19 protein-coding genes are annotated in these 19,685 nt (G+C 71.5%); 12 read left to right on the top strand and 7 right to left on the bottom strand.

Annotation, left to right across the window (positions count from 1 at the left end):
* The first annotated feature begins 37 nt into the window (after positions 1–37).
* The 6 genes from ABZ721_RS06750 to ABZ721_RS06725 all read left to right on the top strand — a co-directional run bounded on the left by ABZ721_RS06750 (position 38) and on the right by ABZ721_RS06725 (position 3,881).
* A complete protein-coding gene (locus ABZ721_RS06750) occupies positions 38–583 on the top strand; it encodes a MarR family transcriptional regulator (protein ID WP_358787515.1) in 546 nt (181 codons plus the stop codon).
* A gap of 9 nt (positions 584–592) precedes the next feature.
* The gene (locus tag ABZ721_RS06745) at positions 593–925 is read left to right on the top strand and encodes a DUF3817 domain-containing protein (protein ID WP_358787514.1); all 333 of its coding nucleotides are present in this window, start codon (positions 593–595) and stop codon (positions 923–925) included.
* Positions 926–1,054: 129 nt separating this feature from the next.
* Positions 1,055–2,755 (top strand): methylmalonyl-CoA mutase family protein, encoded by a 1,701-nt coding sequence (locus tag ABZ721_RS06740; protein WP_358787513.1) that lies wholly within the window; start codon positions 1,055–1,057, stop codon positions 2,753–2,755.
* A gap of 51 nt (positions 2,756–2,806) precedes the next feature.
* Positions 2,807–3,268, top strand: a complete 462-nt coding sequence (locus ABZ721_RS06735) for a prevent-host-death family protein (protein ID WP_358787512.1) — start codon at positions 2,807–2,809, stop codon at positions 3,266–3,268.
* On the top strand, positions 3,265–3,621 hold the full coding sequence (locus ABZ721_RS06730; RefSeq protein WP_358787511.1) for a hypothetical protein: 357 nt from the start codon (positions 3,265–3,267) through the stop codon (positions 3,619–3,621). The genes ABZ721_RS06735 and ABZ721_RS06730 overlap by 4 nt, the downstream gene beginning before the upstream one ends.
* An 89-nt stretch (positions 3,622–3,710) precedes the next feature.
* The gene (locus ABZ721_RS06725) at positions 3,711–3,881 is read left to right on the top strand and encodes a DUF397 domain-containing protein (protein WP_358787510.1); all 171 of its coding nucleotides are present in this window, start codon (positions 3,711–3,713) and stop codon (positions 3,879–3,881) included.
* Here the strand turns inward: ABZ721_RS06725 and ABZ721_RS06720 are convergent.
* Positions 3,867–4,496 carry a TetR/AcrR family transcriptional regulator gene (locus tag ABZ721_RS06720; RefSeq protein WP_358787509.1) on the bottom strand — a complete coding sequence of 210 codons (630 nt, stop codon included), beginning with the start codon at positions 4,494–4,496 and terminating at the stop codon, positions 3,867–3,869. The genes ABZ721_RS06725 and ABZ721_RS06720 overlap by 15 nt on opposite strands.
* A 273-nt stretch (positions 4,497–4,769) precedes the next feature.
* On the opposite strand from ABZ721_RS06720, the gene ABZ721_RS06715 reads away from it, so the two are divergent.
* The 4 genes from ABZ721_RS06715 (at position 4,770) to ABZ721_RS06700 (ending at position 8,931) form a co-directional block, all read left to right on the top strand.
* Complete coding sequence (locus tag ABZ721_RS06715) at positions 4,770–5,741, top strand: tetratricopeptide repeat protein (RefSeq protein ID WP_358787508.1); 972 nt, start codon at positions 4,770–4,772, stop codon at positions 5,739–5,741.
* A gap of 606 nt (positions 5,742–6,347) precedes the next feature.
* The gene (locus ABZ721_RS06710) at positions 6,348–7,001 is read left to right on the top strand and encodes a DUF6230 family protein (RefSeq protein ID WP_358787507.1); all 654 of its coding nucleotides are present in this window, start codon (positions 6,348–6,350) and stop codon (positions 6,999–7,001) included.
* Between the two features lie 89 nt (positions 7,002–7,090).
* Entirely contained in the window at positions 7,091–7,672 is a 582-nt protein-coding gene (locus ABZ721_RS06705) for a DUF6114 domain-containing protein (RefSeq protein ID WP_358787506.1), read from the top strand.
* Positions 7,672–8,931: a hydrogenase expression protein HypF gene (locus tag ABZ721_RS06700; protein ID WP_358787505.1), complete on the top strand. Its 1,260-nt coding sequence runs from the start codon at positions 7,672–7,674 to the stop codon at positions 8,929–8,931. Before ABZ721_RS06705 ends, ABZ721_RS06700 begins: the two co-directional genes overlap by 1 nt.
* 180 nt (positions 8,932–9,111) lie before the next feature.
* On the opposite strand, the gene pyk is transcribed toward ABZ721_RS06700, so the two are convergent.
* From pyk to pta, 3 genes are all read right to left on the bottom strand, one after another.
* Complete coding sequence (gene pyk / locus ABZ721_RS06695; RefSeq protein WP_358787504.1) at positions 9,112–10,542, bottom strand: pyruvate kinase; 1,431 nt, start codon at positions 10,540–10,542, stop codon at positions 9,112–9,114.
* 67 nt (positions 10,543–10,609) lie between these two features.
* A complete protein-coding gene (locus ABZ721_RS06690) occupies positions 10,610–11,791 on the bottom strand; it encodes an acetate kinase (protein WP_358787503.1) in 1,182 nt (393 codons plus the stop codon).
* The gene (pta, locus tag ABZ721_RS06685) at positions 11,788–13,875 is read right to left on the bottom strand and encodes a phosphate acetyltransferase (protein ID WP_358787502.1); all 2,088 of its coding nucleotides are present in this window, start codon (positions 13,873–13,875) and stop codon (positions 11,788–11,790) included. The genes ABZ721_RS06690 and pta overlap by 4 nt, the downstream gene beginning before the upstream one ends.
* Before the next feature lie 575 nt (positions 13,876–14,450).
* On the opposite strand from pta, the gene ABZ721_RS06680 reads away from it, so the two are divergent.
* Positions 14,451–15,476: an ATP-dependent 6-phosphofructokinase gene (locus tag ABZ721_RS06680; RefSeq protein WP_358787501.1), complete on the top strand. Its 1,026-nt coding sequence runs from the start codon at positions 14,451–14,453 to the stop codon at positions 15,474–15,476.
* A gap of 135 nt (positions 15,477–15,611) precedes the next feature.
* Positions 15,612–16,085, top strand: coding sequence for a hypothetical protein (locus tag ABZ721_RS06675; RefSeq protein ID WP_358787500.1), 474 nt, complete (start codon positions 15,612–15,614; stop codon positions 16,083–16,085).
* 61 nt (positions 16,086–16,146) lie between these two features.
* On the opposite strand, the gene ABZ721_RS06670 is transcribed toward ABZ721_RS06675, so the two are convergent.
* The 3 genes from ABZ721_RS06670 to ABZ721_RS06660 all read right to left on the bottom strand — a co-directional run bounded on the left by ABZ721_RS06670 (position 16,147) and on the right by ABZ721_RS06660 (position 19,600).
* Positions 16,147–17,175: a chitinase gene (locus tag ABZ721_RS06670; RefSeq protein ID WP_358787499.1), complete on the bottom strand. Its 1,029-nt coding sequence runs from the start codon at positions 17,173–17,175 to the stop codon at positions 16,147–16,149.
* Positions 17,176–17,261: 86 nt separating this feature from the next.
* The gene (locus ABZ721_RS06665; protein ID WP_358787498.1) at positions 17,262–17,981 is read right to left on the bottom strand and encodes a response regulator; all 720 of its coding nucleotides are present in this window, start codon (positions 17,979–17,981) and stop codon (positions 17,262–17,264) included.
* Positions 17,978–19,600 carry a sensor histidine kinase gene (locus ABZ721_RS06660; RefSeq protein WP_358787497.1) on the bottom strand — a complete coding sequence of 541 codons (1,623 nt, stop codon included), beginning with the start codon at positions 19,598–19,600 and terminating at the stop codon, positions 17,978–17,980. The genes ABZ721_RS06665 and ABZ721_RS06660 overlap by 4 nt, the downstream gene beginning before the upstream one ends.
* Positions 19,601–19,685: the final 85 nt, after the last annotated feature.

Here is a 19,685-nt window from a genome sequence, read left to right as displayed (position 1 = left end):
CCCTCCCACTATGTGACCGACGGGTAGGCTCAGCGGCGTGCCGAAGCCCCTGAGCCTTCCCTTCGACCCCATCGCGCGCGCCGACGAGCTGTGGACCCAGCGCTGGGGACGCGTCCCGTCGATGGGCGCCATCACCTCGATCATGCGGGCCCAGCAGATCCTGCTGGGCCAGGTGGACGCCGTGGTCAAGCCGTACGGGCTGACCTTCGCGCGCTACGAGGCGCTGGTGCTGCTGACGTTCAGCAAGGCGGGCGAGCTGCCGATGTCGAAGATCGGCGAGCGGCTGATGGTGCACCCCACGTCGGTCACCAACACCGTGGACCGCCTCGTCGGCTCCGGCCTGGTCGCCAAGCGCCCCAACCCCAACGACGGCCGCGGCACCCTCGCCTCCATCACCGACAAGGGCCGCGAGGTGGTCGACGCGGCCACCCGGGACCTGATGGCGATGGACTTCGGCCTCGGCGTCTACGACGCGGAGGAGTGCGAGGAGCTCTTCGCGTCGCTGCGCCCGCTGCGGATAGCGGCGGGGGACTTCGAGGACGGGCGGCAGGGCCCGGTGAAGCCGCCGAAAAGCACCGGTTAGGCTCGATGCATGAAGCAGAGTGTGCTGACCCGCTACCGGGTCATGGCCTACGTCACCGCCGTCATGCTGCTGGTGCTGTGCGCCGCCATGGTCGTCAAGTACGGGTTCGACAAGGGACAGGACCTGACCCTCGTCATCTCCCAGATCCACGGCGTTCTCTACATCATCTACGTGATCTTCGCGTTCGACCTGGGCAACAAGGCGAAGTGGGGACTGCCGAAGCTCGGCTGGGTGCTGCTCGCGGGCACGATCCCGACCGCCGCCTTCTTCGTCGAGCGCAACGTGACGCGTGAGGTGGCCCCGCTGGTCGTCCCGGCGGACGGCGAGCCCGCCCAGGCGTGACGCGGGCCGTTCTGCGCGTGACGCGAGGGCGCGTGACGCGCGGCACGTGACGCAACGCACCGCCTGTCCCGCAAGGGGTGGGCGGTTTGCCATCGACATTTACTAGGACGTCCTAGTAAATTCGAGGGTATGGACGCCGAAGGCATCGAAGAGGGCCGCCAGCGCTGGCAGGCCCGGTACGACGCGGCTCGTAAGCGGGACGCGGACTTCACCACGCTCTCCGGGGACCCGGTCGAGCCCGTCTACGGGCCCGCCCCGGGCGACACCGTGGACGGCTTCGAGCGGATCGGCTGGCCCGGCGAGTACCCGTTCACCCGCGGCCTGCACCCGACCGGCTACCGGGGCCGTACGTGGACGATCCGGCAGTTCGCCGGGTTCGGCAACGCCGAGCAGACGAACGAGCGCTACAAGATGATCCTGGAGGCCGGCGGCGGCGGCCTCTCCGTCGCCTTCGACATGCCGACCCTGATGGGCCGCGACTCCGACGACTCCATGGCGCTGGGCGAGGTCGGCCACTGCGGCGTCGCCATCGACTCGGCCGCCGACATGGAGGTGCTCTTCGCGGGCATCCCGCTCGGCGACGTCACCACCTCGATGACGATCTCCGGCCCGGCCGTCCCGGTCTTCTGTATGTACCTGGTCGCCGCCGAGCGGCAAGGCGTCGACCCGGCCCTGCTCAACGGCACGCTGCAGACCGACATCTTCAAGGAGTACATCGCGCAGAAGGAGTGGCTCTTCGCTCCCGAGCCCCATCTGCGCCTGATCGGCGACCTCATGGAGCACTGCGCGACGGGCATCCCCGCGTACAAGCCGCTCTCCGTCTCCGGCTACCACATCCGCGAGGCCGGGGCCACGGCCGCGCAGGAGCTGGCGTACACCCTCGCCGACGGGTTCGGGTACGTGGAGCTGGGCCTGTCACGCGGGATGGACGTGGACGCGTTCGCCCCCGGCCTGTCGTTCTTCTTCGACGCGCACCTCGACTTCTTCGAGGAGATCGCCAAGTTCCGCGCCGCCCGCCGCATCTGGGCGCGCTGGATGCGCGACGAGTACGGCGCGAAGACCGACAAGGCGCAGTGGCTGCGCTTCCACACCCAGACCGCGGGCGTCTCGCTCACGGCCCAGCAGCCGTACAACAACGTCGTGCGCACCGCCGTGGAGGCGCTGGCCGCCGTCCTGGGCGGCACCAACTCGCTGCACACCAACGCGCTGGACGAGACGCTGGCGCTGCCGAGCGAGCAGGCCGCGGAGATCGCGCTGCGCACCCAGCAGGTGCTGATGGAGGAGACCGGCGTCGCGAACGTCGCGGACCCCCTCGGCGGCTCCTGGTACGTCGAGGCCCTCACCGACCGGATCGAGGCCGACGCCGAGAAGATCTTCGACAAGATCCGGGCGCTGGGCGCGAAGGCGGTCCCCAGCGGCAACCACGCGGTGGGCCCCATCACCAGCGGCATCCTGCGCGGCATCGAGGACGGCTACTTCACCGGCGAGACGGCGGAGTCGGCCTTCCAGTACCAGCGCGCCCTGGAGAAGGGCGAGAAGCGCGTCGTGGGCGTCAACTGCCACCACGGCTCGGTCACCGGCGACCTGGAGATCCTGCGGGTCAGCCATGAGGTCGAGCGCGAGCAGGTCCGCGTCCTGGCCGCCCGCAAGGCGGCCCGCGACGACAGCGCCGTCCAGGCCGCCCTCGCCGCCATGCTGGCCGCGGCCCGCGACGGCTCCAACATGATCGCCCCGATGCTCGACGCGGCCCGCGCCGAAGCCACCCTCGGCGAGATCTGCAACGTCCTCCGCGAGGAATGGGGCACGTACACGGAGCCGGCCCGCTTCTGACGCTCAAGTTCGCGGTGGACTTCGGAATACGTTCCGAAGTACCATCCGGACATGTCCACACCTACCGTTTCATTCTCCGAGTTGTCGAAGAACTCCAAGCGTGTCGCGGACGTGGTGGACAGGGCGCACAAGGTCCACGTCACCCGTCGCGACGGCGAGGACCTGTACCTGACGACCGCAGGCCATGATCAGCAGCGCGAAGAGACGGCGGATGTCACCGCCCGTCTCTTCGCGGCGCTGCTGGACAGCGGCGACGGGGTGCGGGTGATACAACTCGCGCTCCCGTCGGTCTTCCCCTGGGTGCGCCACCTGTCCACCGAGGAACTGCGGGAGTTCGTCGGCGATCTGGTGAACGGCGCGCGTGACGCCGCGGACCTGGATGTGCACGCGAATCTGCACCGGACCATAGTGGAATGGCGGGCCACGGCCCGCGTCCTGGCCGACCCCGCACTGGCCGCGCAGCTCACCCGCGCCCTCCCGGACGAGGACCACGGCGAGGTGACGGCCCCGTGAGTCCCAAGCGCGGCGACGATGTCGCACCGCCGCCGGTCGGTGAGGAGTGGCGGGTCAGGTTCGCCACCAATGAGGCGGCGAAGGGCTGGGGCGAGCTGGGAGCGGAGGCGCCGGGCAACACCCGGCGCTGCTTCGAGGCGTTGCGGCGCGACCCCCTGTCGCCGGCCGACGTGGACCGGCAGCACCGGTTGCGCGGCCGGCTCGCTCTCGGCGTCCTCGGCGGGCGTTCCTATCCGCAGTGGGAGTACGAGGTGACAGCCGGCGGGCGGGTGCGCTACCTCGTCGACGAGGCGCGGCGGACCGTGCACCTCGTCCACGCCGCGACCCGGCACCCCAAGGACACCGACTCCTGAGCGCACGCGACGGCCGCGCGCCGTTGCGTGCGCTCGCGTGCTCGGGTGACGATGGCGCTTCGTTACCGCTCCATCGGAAGGCGCAGGCCATGGCACTTGAGGCGACTGTCGGGGACGACGGGATGATCTACATCCGCGAGACGGACGAGCCGGAGATCGTGGCCGTCACCAGCCCCGCGAAGTGGGAGGCGTTCGTGAAGGGCGTCAAGGCGGGGGAGTTCGACGCGTTCGCGGAGGAGCCCGCGTCAGCGGATGGCTGACAGGCCGCCCAGGAGCAGGGTGGTGAAGGTGCGGGCCCAGGCGGGGTCCGCCGGTTCGCCGCTGACCAGGGTGCGGTGGACGACCGCGCCGGCGATGACGTCGAAGATGAGGTCGATCTGGGTCGTGGCGTCCGGGCCGTCGGGGTCCTGGGGCTCGTCCGGGGGGAGTTCGCCGCGCTCCTGGGCGCGGCGGCGGCCCTGGACCACCAGGCGCTTCTGGCGGTCCACGATGGCCTCGCGGATGCGCTGCCGCAGCGCGTCGTCGGAGGTGGACTCGGCGACCACGGCCATCAGGGCCGTCCTCGCCTCCGGCAGCGCCAGCAGCGCCGCGAACTGCAGCACCACGTCCTCGATGTCGGCCTGCAGGCTGCCCCGGTCGGGCAGCTCCAGCTCGTCGAAGAGCACCGCGACCGCGTCGACGACCAGCTCGTTCTTGCCCGCCCAGCGGCGGTAGAGCGTCGTCTTGGCGACGCCCGCCCGGGTGGCGACGTCGCCCATCGTCAGCTTGCCCCAGCCCAGCTCGACCAGGGCGGCCCTGGTGGCCTCCAGGATCGCGTGGTCGGCGTCGGCGCTGCGGGGGCGGCCGGTCTTCTTCGCTGAAGTGCCGTTGTGCATGGCTGGGACCATACCGGCCAGTACGTCGGGGGGCCCGCGGCCGCACCGTGACCCAGATCACGCCCCTCGACGGGGTTGACGCTTGCGGGGATTGGACATCCAGCAGTTACGCTACGACTCGTAGCGAAAGAGCGATGACCACTGGCGCAGGTGGGGACCCACGCCGAGAAGGGCACTCTTGAACAGCTGGGGACGCTCCCGGCTCTCCGCGATCCGGCGGAGTGGCCGGGGGCCGTTCACACTTTTTTACGACGAGGGGGGAGGATTGACCTCATGCAGCCACGGAACATGTCCATGAGCGGCGTGGTCGACCTCGCCGCGCTGAAGGCGGCCGGTGAGGCCAAGGCGAAGGCCGAGCAGGCCAGGGCCCAACGGCAGGACGCCGGCGCCCCCGCCCCTTCCGCCGCCTCCCCGCTCGTCATCGATGTCACCGAGGAGACTTTCGAGAGCGCTGTCCTGCAGCGCTCCTCCGAGGTCCCGGTCGTCATCAGCTTCTGGGCCGAACAGGCCGAGCAGAGCAAGCAGCTCAACGAGACGCTGGAGCGACTGGCCGGCGAATACGCCGGCCGCTTCCTCCTCGCCCGCGCGGACGTCTACGCCAACCAGCTGCTGTTCCAGCAGTTCGGCGCCCAGGGCGTGCCGGCCGTCTTCGCGGTGCTCGCCGGCCAGGCGATGCCGCTCTTCCAGGGCGCGGCCGCCGACGCCCAGATCCGCGAGGTGCTGGACCAGCTGATCGCCGTGGGCGAGCAGCGCTTCGGCATCGTCGGCACCCCCGTCGAGGCAGGCGCGGCCGCTCCGGCCGCCGCCCCCGAGCCGCGGCCCGCGACCCCGCAGGAGCTGGCGCTGTCCGCCGCGCACGACGCGCTGGACGCGGGCGACCTGGGCGGCGCCGTCCAGGCGTACCGGAACGTGCTGGCGACCGAGCCGGCCAACGCCGAGGCCAAGCTCGGCCTGGCCCAGGCCGAGTTGCTGCAGCGGGTGCAGGACGCCGACCCGCAGGCGGTCCGCAAGGCCGCCGCCGACAACCCCGCCGACGTGCCCGCCCAGCTGGCCGCCGCGGATCTCGACCTCGTCGGCGGACATGTCGAGGACGCCTTCGGGCGGCTCGTGGACACCGTGCGGCGTACGGCCGGTGACGACCGGGACGCGGCGCGGTTGCGCCTGCTGGAACTCTTCGACGTCATCGGCTCCGAGGACCCCCGCGTGGTCACTGCGCGTGTAGCACTGGCACGCGTGCTGTTCTGACCCCGGCCGATTCCGGGATTCGGCGACCGCACTTTACGCAATCGTGATGAAGTGCGGTCGCTGTCACGTCGGGTGAAAGATCGAAACCCTTTCGTGCGGCAATCTTCCTCTTTGCCGGACATTCACACCCTCGTCGCAACTACGCTGCGTGATATCGCGGCGCTCGATGATCGCGCCCCCGTCATGCTTCCGTTACTCGCTAGTAACGAGACCTCTTGTGCGACGGCTGGGAATGGACCACCATCGGCCAAGCTCGGTCCTGTACCCCCGACCATCCGACAGCCAGTCGGCACGGCAGGGGGCGACCCTCGGCGGAAGCCGGGGGAGGGTCCCCACCGAGTGGAAGCGGACGGCGCACCTGCCGCCGCTTTCGGACAGGGGGGTCTCTGCCCACCCAGCAGGGCCTGTCCAGCAGGTTGCGCGAGAGCGTGGCCAGTGGTTGTCGCTCGGGGGTGATCGCTGATGAATCGGACTGTGCCGTCCGCATACCCGCGGACCGGCCTTCGGTGACGGCGCTCCCTTTCCCGAGGACGTAGCTCTTCTCCCCATCCCGGCCCCGGATCTCCGTATCCGGCCGGATGTGTACGTCCGATCAGGAGGAAAGTCATGGAGTCGGTCGTTAGAGGCGGCACCAAGTGGAAGCGGTTCGCCGTAGTCATGGTGCCGAGTGTTGCTGCCACGGCAGTGATCGGCATGGCGCTCGCCCAGGGCGCGCTCGCCGCGTCGTTCGCGGTGTCCGGCCAGAGTTTCAAGGTCTCCGCCGAGCGTCTCGACGGCGAGGGCTTCGTTCAGTACGGCGGTCTTGACGCCCACTCCGGCGGGGGTGCCCCTGAGGCGGTCGCCGTCTCGGGCTTCAAGAAGGCCTACATCACCAAGATGTGCCAGTCCGTCGTCGTGCCGGTCCCCGGCTTCGGCAGCGTCTCGCTGAACCTCAACGCGGGCATGAAGGGCGACAACGGCGACAACAAGGATCAGCGGGTCGAGGCCGACAACCTCTACATCGACCTGAACCAGCTCGACGCCGACGCTGTCTTCGAGGACATCAACATCGGTGTCGCGGCCGGGTCGACGAACAAGGCCCAGGGTCCGGCGCAGACGTCCGGCCAGGGCGCTCCCGCCCTGCCGAACAGCTTCGCCCAGGAGGCCCGCACGGCCACCCTGACCAAGGTGAAGCAGACCGCCTGGGCGACCAGCGCGGGCACCTTCAAGCTGAAGGGCCTCAGCATGTCGGTCAAGCCCGGCGTGCACGAGTGCTACTAGGCACTTGAAAGGCCGGGTGCGGGGCCTCGCCCCGCACCCGGTTCTCCTCCAACTTTCTTGCGCAAAAGCCAGTCCCAGGGAGCTGTTCCATGAGTGCCGAGTCGCCAGGGCTGCGTCATCACCAACCGAATGCCTTCCACACCGCCCACACGCGGTTCCGTAACTGGCGGTGGCAGCGACCGTTCTGGGCGGGCCTGCTGACCCTCCTGAGCGGGGTCCCCATCGCGTACTTCCCTTACGCGAACATGACCCTCGGGCAGCTCACTGTGAGGATGTCCACGACGACCGGCTCCAGTTCGCTGGTCATCGGCATCCTGTTGATGGTGCTAGGTCTGACGATGTGGTTCCAGCCGCTCGTGCGCATCTTCGCGGGTGTGGCCGCGATCCTGCTGGCACTGGTGTCCATCCCTGTGTCGAACTTCGGCGGATTCCTGATCGGCTTCCTGCTGGCCCTGGTGGGCGGAGCGCTTGCTGTCGCCTGGGCCCCCGGTGTTCCGGTGACGGCCGAGCCCGACGCAGCCGCCGCACTGCCGGACGCAGCACCGGCCGACGGCGGCGCCGCGGTATCGCGCCAGGAGTTGTGGGAACCGCAGCTGGAGAAGAACCCGGCCGGAACGGACCACACGGCCGGCGCGGACGACGAGACGACCAACAACCATAGGAGGGCGTAGTGCGGGGTGACGAGGCTCTGCCGGCCCACGGCGACGGACCCCGTACCAGATTGGCACCGCGCCACGCGGCGCCGCGGAAGTCGCTCTTCACCAAGCTCCAGATGCCGGCCGGCAAGGCGATAGCCATCGCCGCGATGCCCACGGCGGTTCTGATGGGCATGGGCATAACGCCGCATCTCGCGCTCGCCGACGAGATGCCCAAGAACCCGTACGCCCCCGGCCCGTGTGTCACGCAGTCCGACACGCCGTCGCCGGACGCCACGACCACGAAGCCGGCCGCGAAGCCCTCCGCCGGGGAGAGCGCCGAGCCGGGTACGAAGCCGACGTCCGAGCCGAGCCCGTCGGCGACCACGGCCGAGCCGCAGTCCGCTTCCAAGACGCTGCCGAAGGCCGCCGCCACGACCGCGCCGAAGGCCGTCACCACGACGCCGCCGGCCGCCCCGAAGGCGACGCCGAGCCCGACGAAGTCGTTCAACCCGTGGGACCCGCTCGGTGTCGGTGACGCCATCAAGGACGTCCTCGGCCTGAACAAGCCCGCCACCCCGACGACGGCGCCCACCACCGCGCCGACGACGGCTCCCACGACGGCGCCCACCAAGGCGCCGACCACGAGCCCCACCACCACGGCGCCCGCGGCCAGGACGTCCTCACCGCCGGCCCTGGCGAAGAAGGCCGAGAAGGCAGTCGAGGACGCGGCCGACAAGGCGGCGGATGCCGGGAAGACCGCCACGCCGTCGCCCTCCGCGACCGGCGCGGACGGCAAGACCCCGTTCCCGTGCCCGACGCACGACGCCAAGGCGCTGGCCGAGGCCGAGTACGAGAAGACCCCGGCGCCGCTGCCGGACCAGCCCTGGTACCTGGAGTCCAGCGTGCTGACGCTCAAGGGCCTGGACTACAAGGGCATCGTCGAGGTCAAGACGTCCGGCGGCGTGGTGAAGAAGGTCCTGAAGTTCACCGCCAGCTCGCTGGACATCAAGGACCTGCACCAGATCGTCAGCGCGAACGGGCACGTCTACCACGTGCAGGGTCCGGGCACGACGTCCACGATCCAGAACGGCACCGTGACGATGTACACCGAGGAGCTGAAGGGCAACCTCTTCGGCCTCATCCCGGTGACGTTCAGCCCCGACACGCCCCCGCCGATCAACGTCCCGCTGGCGGTCTTCACCAACGTCAAGATCCGTCAGGCCGGCCAGTTCGGCGGCACACTGCACATCAGCAACCTGCACCAGACGATCACCGAGGGCTCGTACCCGTAACGAGCCCGCACCGGGCCCGTACGCACGCGTACCGAGCCCGCACAGACCCGTCCGGGAGCCGCACAAAAGCCGAGGGCGCCGACCCCAGTGGGGTCGGCGCCCTCGGCGCGTCCGCGTCCGCCCCCGCCCGCGACGACCTGTGCGATGGCGTCGTGGGAGGGGAGGGGTGGAGCGGTGTGACTACTTGCTGAGATCGTCGCCCAGGTGGTGCACCCGGACCATGTTGGTGTTGCCGGGGACGCCGGGGGGCGAGCCGGCGGTGATGATCACGGTGTCACCCGCGTTGTACTCCTTGAGCTTGAGCATCTCCGTGTCGACGACCTCCACCATGGCGTCGGTGTTGTCGACGTACGGGACCACGTACGTCTCGACGCCCCACGTCAGCGCGAGCTGGTTGCGGGTCGAGGGGTCGGTGGTGAACGCCAGCACCGGGGCCGGGACGCGGTAGCGGGCCAGGCGGCGGGCGGTGTCGCCGGACTGGGTGAACGCGACCAGGGTCTTGGCGTCCAGGAAGTCGGCCAGCTCGGCCGCGGCACGGGCCACGGCGCCGCCCTGGGTGCGCGGCTTCTTGCCGGGCGCCAGCGGCTGCAGGCCGCGCTTGAGCAGCTCCTCCTCGGCGGCCTCGACGATGCGGGACATCGTCTTGACCGTGTCGATCGGGTACTTGCCCACGGAGGACTCGGCGGAGAGCATGACCGCGTCGGCGCCGTCGAGGATGGCGTTGGCGACGTCGGAGGCCTCGGCGCGGGTCGGGCGCGAGTTGGTGATCATCGACTCCATCATCTGGGTCGCGACGATCACCGGCTTGGCGTTGCGGCGGCAGAGCTCGATGAGCTGCTTCTGGACGACCGGCACCCGCTCCAGCGGGTACTCCACGGCGAGGTCGCCGCGCGCGACCATGACCGCGTCGAAGGCCATGACGACGGCCTCCATGTTCTCGACCGCCTGCGGCTTCTCCACCTTGGCGATGACGGGGACCCGGCGGCCCTCCTCGTCCATGACGCGGTGGACGTCCTTGACGTCCGAGGCGTCGCGGACGAACGACAGGGCGACCATGTCGACACCCATCGCCAGCGCGAAGCGCAGGTCCTCGATGTCCTTCTCGGACAGCGCCGGGACGTTGACGGCCGCGCCGGGCAGGTTGATGCCCTTGTGGTCGGAGATCACTCCGCCCTCGACGACGAGACAGCGCACGCGCGGGCCGTCGACCTCGATGACGCGCAGCGCGACGTTGCCGTCGTTGATCAGGATCGGGTCGCCCTTGCTGACGTCGCCGGGCAGGCCCTTGTACGTGGTCCCGCAGATGGTCTTGTCGCCGGGGACCTCGTCGGCGGTGATGGTGAACTCGTCACCCGAGACCAGCTCGACGGGCCCGTCGGCGAACTTGGCCAGCCGGATCTTGGGGCCCTGCAGGTCGGCGAGGACGCCGATGGCTCGGCCGGTCTCCTCCGCGACCTTGCGCACGCGCTGGTAGCGCTCCTCGTGCTCGGCGTGTGTTCCGTGGCTGAAGTTGAAGCGGGCCACGTTCATGCCGGCCTCGGCCAGCGTCTTCAGCTGGTCGTAGGAGTCGACGGCGGGACCCAGGGTGCAAACGATCTTTGCTCGGCGCATGGGCGCAATCCTATCGGGTTTGTTCCGCTCCGGAATATTCCTGGGGCGTCTTGGGTATGAAGCGTGGTCAACGTTGGGCGAACGCGTAGGTGGCGCGGGCGATCTCGAGCTCCTCGTCGGTGGGGATCACGGCCACAGCGACGCTGCTGGTGTCCGTGGAGATCAGCCGCGCGGCGTGGCCGCGGACGGCGTTGCGTACGGCGTCGACCTCGATACCGAGGGCGCCCAGGCCCCGCAGGGCCGCCTCGCGCACCGCGGCGGAGTTCTCGCCGACCCCGGCGGTGAAGGCGACGACGTCCACCCGGCCCAGTACGGCGGTGTACGCGCCCACGTATTTGCGCAGGCGGTGGACGTAGATGTCGAACGCCAGCCGGGCGGCCTCGTCGCCCTCGGCCATGCGGCGTCCGATCTCGCGCATGTCGTTGTCACCGCACAGGCCGAGCAGGCCACTGCGTTTGTTGAGCAGGGTGTCGATCTCGTCCACCGTCATTCCAGCTACGCGCGCCAGGTGGAAGACTACCGCCGGGTCGAGATCGCCCGAACGGGTGCCCATGACCAGACCCTCCAGCGGCGTCAGGCCCATCGAGGTCTCCACGCAGACCCCGCCCGCCACCGCGGAGGCGGAAGCGCCGTTCCCCAGGTGCAGCACGATCACGTTGACCTGCGACGACTCCTTGCCGAGCAGCTTCGCGGCGGCCCGCGAGACGTACGCGTGCGAGGTGCCGTGGAAGCCGTAGCGCCGGATCCCGTGCTCGTCCGCCGTCGCGGTGTCGATCGCGTACCGGGCGGCGTGCTCGGGGATCGTGGAGTGGAAGGCGGTGTCGAAGACCGCCACCTGCGGCAGGTCGGGGCGCAGCTCGCGGGCGACCTTGATGCCGGTGATGTTCGCCGGGTTGTGCAGCGGGGCGAGCGGCACCAGCTCCTCGATCGCCGCGACGACCTCGTCGGTGATCAGCGTCGGCTCGGTGAACCGGGTGCCGCCGTGCACGACGCGGTGGCCGACCGCCGCCAGCTCGGCGGAGTCCAGGCCCAGGCCCTGCCCGTCCAGCTCCTCGGCGACCTTGCGCAGCGCAGCGTCGTGGTCGGGGACCTCGCCCTCGCCGATCCGCTCGACCAGCCCGGAGGCGAGCCGCGCGTCAGGGCCCGGGGCGACGGCCATGTCCAGCAGCTGGTACTTCACCGACGACGAGCCGGAGTTGAGGACGAGGACGCGGGAGGGGGTGCCGGACCCGCCGTCGGGGCTGCTCACTGGCTCTCTCCTTCGCCCTGCGCCTGGATGGCCGTGATGGCGACCGTGTTCACGATGTCCTGCACCAGGGCCCCGCGCGACAGGTCGTTGACCGGCTTGCGCAGGCCCTGCAGCACCGGTCCGACGGCGACCGCGCCGGCCGACCGCTGGACGGCCTTGTAGGTGTTGTTGCCGGTGTTCAGGTCGGGGAAGACCAGCACCGTGGCCTGGCCCGCCACCGCCGAGTCCGGCATCTTGGTCGCCGCGACCGACGGCTCGACGGCCGCGTCGTACTGGATCGGGCCGTCGACGGCCAGGTCCGGGCGGCGCTCGCGCACCAGCTCGGTGGCCTTGCGGACCTTGTCGACGTCCGCGCCGGAGCCCGAGGTCCCGGTCGAGTACGACAGCATGGCGATCCGCGGCTCCACGCCGAACTGGGCGGCGGTGGCCGCCGCCTGGATGGCGATGTCCGCCAGCTGCTCGGCGTCCGGGTCCGGGTTGACGGCGCAGTCGCCGTAGACCAGGACCTTGTCGGCCAGGCACATGAAGAACACCGAGCTGACGATCTCCGCGCCCGGCGCGGTCTTGATGATCTCGAAGGCCGGGCGGATGGTGGCCGCGGTGGAGTGCACCGCGCCCGACACCATCCCGTCGGCCAGGCCCTCCTGCACCATCAGGGTGCCGAAGTACGAGACGTCGGAGACGACGTCGAAGGCCAGCTCGTACGAGACGCCCTTGTGGGCGCGCAGCTTCGCGTACAGCTCGGCGAACCGCTCGCGCAGCGGCGAGGTCTGCGGGTCGACGATCGTGGCGCCCGCCTGGTCGAGGTTGATGCCCAGGTCGGCGGCCTTCTTGCGGATCACGTCCTCGTCGCCGAGCAGGATCAGGTCGCAGACCCCGCGCCGCAGCAGCACCTCGGCGGCGTGCAGGATGCGCTCCTCCGCGCCCTCCGGCAGAACGATGCGGCGCCGGGCGGACCGGGCCCGCTCGATCAGGGTGTGCTCGAACATCATCGGGGTGACGCGCTCGCTGCGCGCGACCGACAGCCGCTGCGTCAGATCGGCGGTGTCCACGTGCGTCTCGAACAGCCCCAGCGCGGTCTCCGCCTTGCGCGGGGTGCCCGCGCCGAGCTTGCCGTCCAGCGCGAACAGCTCGGCCGCGGTCGGGAAGCTGCCGGCCGCGACCGCGATCACGGGGGTGCCGGGCGCGAGGCGGGCCGCCAGCGCCAGGATGTCCGGGCCCGGCCGCTCGTCCAGGGTGAGCAGCACGCCCGCGATCGGCGGCGCGCTCGCCGAGTGCGCGGCGAGCGAGCCGATGATCAGGTCCGCGCGGTCGCCGGGGGTGACCACCAGGCAGCCGGGGGTCAGGGCGGGCAGGAAGGCCGGCAGCATCGCGCCGCCGAAGACGAAGTCCAGCGCGTCACGGGAGAGCCCGGCCTCGTCGCCGAGCAGGACGTCCGCGCCGAGCGCCTCGACGATCTGCGCCACGGTGGGCGCCGACAGCGCGGGCTCCTCCGGGATGACGTAGACGGGCACCTCGGGCCGGCGGTCGAGCCGGCGGCCGGCCTCGGCCGCCTCGGCCGGTGCGACCCGGTTGGCGACCACGGCGATGACGTCGCAGCCGAGGTTGGTGTAGGCGAGGTAGGCGTTGCGGACCTCGGCGACCACCGATTCGGCCGTCTGGTCGACACCGCCGACCACCGGCAGCACGGAGGCACCGCACTCGTTGGCGAGCCGGGCGTTGACGCCCAGCTCGGCGGGGAGGTTCGTCTCGGCGAAGTCGGAGCCGAGGATCAGCACCGTCTCGTACTCCCGGGCGACCTCGTGGAAGCGGTCCACCAGCAGGGCGGTCAGCGCGGCGTGCCCCTGCTCGGCCTGGAGCGCGGCGGCCGCCTCGTACCCCATGCCGTAGACCGTGGACGGGTCCTGCGTCAGCCGGTACCGGCTGCGCAGCAGGTCGAACAGCCGGTCGGGCCCGTCGTGCATCAGCGGCCGGAACACCCCCACCCGGTCGACCTGCCGGGTCAGGAGCTCCATCACCCCCAGCTCGACCACCTGCCGTCCGTCGCCGCGGCCGATCCCCGTTACATAGACGCTGCGCGTCACGCGCGTTCTCCGATCCATCGTCGCGCTGGGTTGCTCTTCATCGCTGCTGTATCACTACTGCTCTCGCCGCTTCACTGCTCTCGCCGCCTGCCGGCCGGACGTCCCGACGCGGCTGGATCCCGCCGCCGCGCTCCGGTTCGTCCCTACCCCATGACGCTAACGCGACGCTGGGGCCGTCGCTTGCCGACCCCGGGCCCGCACCGCGCCCGCCATCGGTCGGCCTCATGCTGTCATTCCCTCGTTCACCTGGGACAATGCCCCCGGTAGGGGGAGGCGTGGCGGCGCTTTGGCCGGTCCCAAGCGCCGTGCGGGACCGTACGAACCGCTCGACGCCGCCCCGCGTGCCCAGGCGCGGGGCGGTACGCATCACCGCATGGTTCCCATAGGGTGAAATACGGTGATGCGGCTGGAGTGACGGGACGGAAGCCGCCGGGCCGGCGCGTCCCGGCCGGTCCAGCCCGTGTCGAGCCGGCCGTGGAGCATGTCGACCTGAACGGGCGGCTCCGGCGTCCGGCCGAAGTACCAGCAAGCCCGCAGCACCCCAGAGCCCGTAACCCCCCAGGAGAGACCAGCCCATGCGTATCGGAGTCCTCACCGCAGGCGGCGACTGCCCCGGCCTCAACGCCGTCATCCGGTCCGTCGTGCACCGCGCGCTCACCGGGCACGGCGACGAGGTCATCGGCTTCGAGGACGGCTTCGTCGGGCTGCTCGAGGGCCGCTTCCGGCCGCTCGGCCTCAACTCGGTCAGCGGCATCCTGGCCCGGGGCGGCACCATCCTCGGCTCGGCGCGCCTGGAGCGCGGCCGGCTGCGCGAGGCCGCGGACAACGCCGAGGAGCTGTGCCGCCAGTACGGCATCGACGCGCTCATCCCGATCGGCGGCGAGGGCACCCTGACCGCCGCCAAGATGCTGTCGGACGCCGGGATGCCCGTCGTCGGCGTGCCGAAGACCATCGACAACGACATCTCGGCCACCGACCGCACCTTCGGCTTCGACACCGCCGTCATGGTCGCCACCGAGGCCATCGACCGGCTGAAGACCACCGCCGAGTCCCACCAGCGGGTCATGGTCGTCGAGGTGATGGGCCGGCACGCGGGCTGGATCGCCCTGGAGTCCGGCATGGCGGGCGGCGCGCACGGGATCTGCGTGCCGGAGCGGCCGTTCGACCCGGCCGACCTGGTCGCGATGGTCGAGGAGCGCTTCGCGCGCGGCAAGAAGTTCGCCGTCATCTGCGTCGCCGAGGGCGCGCACCCGGCCGCCGGGACCATGGACTACGGCGTCGGCGCGGTGGACAAGTTCGGCCACGAGCGGTTCGGCGGCATCGGCACCCGGCTCGCCGTCGAGCTGGAGCAGCGGCTCGGCAAGGAGGCGCGCCCCGTCATCCTCGGCCACGTCCAGCGTGGCGGCGTTCCCACCGCGTACGACCGGGTGCTGGCCAACCGCTTCGGCTGGCACGCGGTCGAGGGCGTCCACAAGGGGGCCTTCGGCCACATGACGGCGCTGCGCGGCACCCAGATCGAGATGGTGCCGCTCGCGGACGCGGTGGTCGAGCTGAAGCGGGTCCCGGACGAGCGGATGGACGAGGCCGAGTCGGTCTTCTAGCAAGGGGACATCACCGCCATTTGTGGGTGATGGGGGGTAAGTACCCCGAACGCGCCACGCACTTGATCCGGCGGGCACCGGCGGTGCACTCTGATCCATCCGACGACCCGGGCGGATGGAAGAGGGTGCTCCCGCGTGGCGACGACAGTGGACGAGGCGCCGGGGTACGGCTCCGACCACGGCCCGGCCGGCTGGCGCTGGACGCTGTTCTTCTGCCTGGCGGCCGCGGGTCTGCTGGGCGGCGCGCTGGGCGGCAGCCTCTTCGAGTTCACCGAGTACGGGCAGTACACCTATCTCGCCCTCGGGCCGATCGTCGGCGGCCTGCTCGGAGCGGTCTGCGGCGGCCTGGCGGGCGCTCTGCTGGTCTGCCTGCCGCCGCGCTGGGCGTTCGCCCCGGCCGCGGCGCCCTCGGCGGCCGCCGCGGCGGTGGTCGTGCTGGAGCTGGGCACGGTCGACGCGTTCACCTCCGAGGGCGCCGTCGAGCAGTTCTTCTCCGGCGGCTCCGGGCTGTCGATGCTGGTCGTGCCCGCGCTGGCGGCGGCCGGGGTCGCGCACGCGGTGGCGCGCGGCTGCCGCCGCTTCCACGACCGGGACCGCGCCACCGCGTGACCGCGCCCCGGACAGCAGCTCGGGGCTGCGGGCCGGGGCGCGGAGTTCGGGCGGGGCGGGATCAGCCGGTGTAGACGGCGAGCGCCTTGGTGAAGTCCCAGGTGTTCTGGGTGATGCCGCTGCAGGCGTCCGGGTCGGTGCCCGAGCCGCACTTGCGGTCGCGGTTGACGGACCAGAAGCTGACGCGGGCCAGGTGGTGGCTGGTCGCGTAGGAGACCATCGACTTGAAGTTGGCGAGGGTGACCTTCTCGCCCGCGCTGTCGGTGATGCCGTTCATCGAGGAGAAGCCGACCTTGCGGTAGGCCGCGTCCGAGGAGAGCCCGTAGGCGCTCGCGACGGCGCTCTTCAGCCCGTCGACCGCCGACTTGGTGGTGGCGGCCATGTCGACGGCGCCCTGGTCGTAGTCGAACGGCATGACCGCCCAGCCGTCGGCGTTCAGACCGGCGGCGGCGCCCTTCTTGATCAGGTCCTTGCCGTTGGCGTCGGGGCCGGTGGGGGTGGTGCCGAAGGTGAGGTAGACCTTCACGCCGCTGTTGTTGGTCTTGATGGTCTTGAGCGCGTCCACGGTGCGCTTGCGGACCGTGGCGTTCTCGACCGCCGACGCCTCGATGTCGATGTCGATCGACTTCAGCTGGTAGGCGTTGATGACCTTCTGGTACGCCCCGGCCAGTGCGGAGGCCGAGGTGCACTTCTCCTCGAGCTTGTTGCCGCTCCAGCCGCCGAAGGAGACGGTGACGTCGCCGCCCGCGTTCCGGATCGCGTTGATGGTCGACTGGTCGGTGCCGCCGGTGAGGCCGCGGCTCCCGTCCCACTTGGGGTTACAGCCGCCGTCGGAGAGCATGAAGGCCATCGTGAACTGCTTGATGCCGGTGGCCGACATCACGGACGTCGCGGATGGCGGCGTGCCCCAGCCGAGGTACAGGTACGGCGCCGCGATGCCGCTGGGGAGAGCGGCGGCGGCCTGCGGGGCGGCCTTCGCGGCGCCGGGGGTGGTCGCCTGGGCGGTCGCGCCGAGCGCTGTCGCCGCGGCGAGGCCCACGGTCGCGGCCAGCGCGACGCGGCCGCGGCGGGAGTGCGGGAAGAAGAGCATGGGGGGAACTCCTAGCGTGTACGGGAGTTGGCTCTGGGACGCTGCGTGAACGCTAGTGGCCCCGCATGCCTGCGACAAGAGATTGGTTAGGAAAGTTTCCTATTGCTGTGCCAGCGGTAGCTCAGCTCCGGCCGCCCCACCTGTCCGTACTGCGGGCTGCGCTCCGCCCGCCCGGTGTCCACCAGGTGTTCCAGATACCGCCGGGCGGTGATCCGCGAGACGCCGACGGCGGCCGCCGCCGCGTTCGCCGAGATCCCGTCGTCCGCCTCGCGCAGCACGGTCGTGACGGCCTCCAGCGTCGGGCCGCTGAGCCCCTTCGGCAGCACCGGTGACTCCGGGCTGCGCAGCGACGCCAGCGCCCGGTCCACCTCGTCCTGGCCGGAGGCCTCGCCCCCGGCCAGTTCGCGGCGGAAGCGGGCCCACCGGTCGAGGCGGTCGCGCAGCGTCGGGAAGGTGAACGGCTTGAGCAGGTACTGCACGACGCCGGCCGAGACCGCCTGGCGCACCATCCCCAGGTCGCGGGCGGAGGTCACCGCGATGACGTCGGCGGTGTGGCCCGCCGCCCGCATCGCCTGGACGACCTGCAGCCCGTGGCCGTCCGGCAGGTGGAGGTCGAGCAGCACCAGGTCCACCGGGTGCTGCCGGCAGAAGCGGAGCGCGTCCCCGCCGGAGTGCACCGTGCCGACGACCGTGAAGCCGGCCACCCGCCCGACGTACAGCGCGTGCGCCGCGGCGGCGATCGGATCGTCCTCGACCACCAGGACGCGGCCGGCGCCCGGCTGCCCGCCGCTCGCGGTGCCGCTCATGTCCGTACCTCCCGCAGCAGGGGCATGCGGACGGTGAAGACCGCGCCGCCCCGGTCGTCCTGGCCCAGCTCCACCGTGCCGCCGCCGCGCCGCGCGGCCTGCTCCACGAGGGCCAGGCCCAGCCCGCGCCCCTCGCTCTTCGTCGTCCAGCCGCGCTGGAACACCTCGCGCAGCACCTGGGGGTCCACGCCCCGGCCGGTGTCGGTGACCCGCAGCAGCAGCTCGTTGCCCTCGGTCCGGGCGGTGACGGCGACCCGCGGGCGGCCGGCGCCCTCGACGGCCGCGTCCAGGGCGTTGTCGACGAGGTTGCCCAGGATCGTCACCAGGTCGCGGGCCGCGAACCCGTCGGGCAGCACGCCGTCGTCGATCCGGCTGTCCTCGGTGACGGTCAGCTCGACCCCGCGCTCGTTGGCCTCGGCCGCCTTGCCCAGCAGGAGCGCGGCGAGCACCGGCTCGCCGACGGCGCCGACGACCTGGTCGGTGAGGGTCTGCGCCAGCTCCAGTTCGGCGGTGGCGAACTCCACGGCCTCCTCGGCGCGGCCCAGCTCGATGAGCGAGACGACGGTGTGCAGCCGGTTGGAGGCCTCGTGCGCCTGCGAGCGCAGCGCCTCCGCGAACCCCCTCACCGAGTCCAGCTCGCCGGTCAGCGCCTGGAGGTCGGTGTGGTCCCGCAGGGTGACGACGGTGCCGCGGCGCTCCCCGCCGTGCACCGGCGAGGTGTTGACGACCACCACCCGCTCGGCGGTCAGGTGCACCTCGTCCACGCGGGGCTCGGCGGCGAGCAGCGCGCCGGTGAGGGACGCGGGCAGCCCGAGGCCGTCCACGTAGCCGCCGACGACCTCGCCGGTCAGGCCCAGCAGCTCGCGCGCCGCGTCGTTGCAGAGCAGCACCCGGCGGTCGGCGCCGAGCAGGATCAGCCCCTCGCGCACCGCGTGCAGGGTCGCCTGGTGGTAGTCGTACATCCGGCTCAGCTCGGCCGCGGCCATGCCGTGCGTGTGGCGGCGCAGCCGCGCGTTGGCGAGGTACGTGCCGAGGCCGCCGACCGCGAGCGCGGCGGCGGCGACGCCGATCAGCGCGGTCAGCTGCCCGCGCACCTCGTGGCTGATCGCGTCCACCGTGATGCCGACGCTGACCAGCGCGACGACCCGGCCGCCGGCCGCGTCCCGCACCGGGGCGACGACCTGCACCGACGGGCCGAGGGTGCCGGTGTACGTCTCGGTGAAGGTCTCGCCGCGCAGGGCGCGCGCGGTGTGGCCGAGGAACGGCTCGCCGATGCGCAGCGGGTCCGGGTGGGTCCAGCGGATGCCGTCCGGGGCCATGATCGTCACGAAGTCCACGCCGGCGTCCGCGACGACCAGTTGCGCGTACGGCTGGAGCACCGTGCTCGGGTCGGTGCCGGGCGCCGCGAGGGCGGCCTGCCGGACGGTGGGGGAGTCGGCGATCGACGCGGCCACCGCCCGCACCCGGCCGTCCGCCGCGTCCTCGGCCCGGCTGTGCGCCTGCACGTAGGCGAGCACGGCGCAGCCCGCGACCACGGCGGCCACGATCACCACCTGCATGGCGAACAGCTGGCCGGCGAGGCTGCGGGGGCGCGGGGGTGCGCGCCGGATGGTCGGCATGTCCCACAGTGTGCACGTCCCGCCGCGAACTCAATGAACGCAAACGTGACCCCGGTCACCGGGCCGCGCATAGTCACCGAAGTTA

This window comes from Streptomyces sp. NPDC006733 (assembly GCF_040636125.1).
Lineage (GTDB): Bacteria > Actinomycetota > Actinomycetes > Streptomycetales > Streptomycetaceae > Actinacidiphila.
The sequence above is the reverse complement of the archived record's forward strand: the minus strand, read 5'-3'. Positions and strand labels throughout refer to the sequence as shown.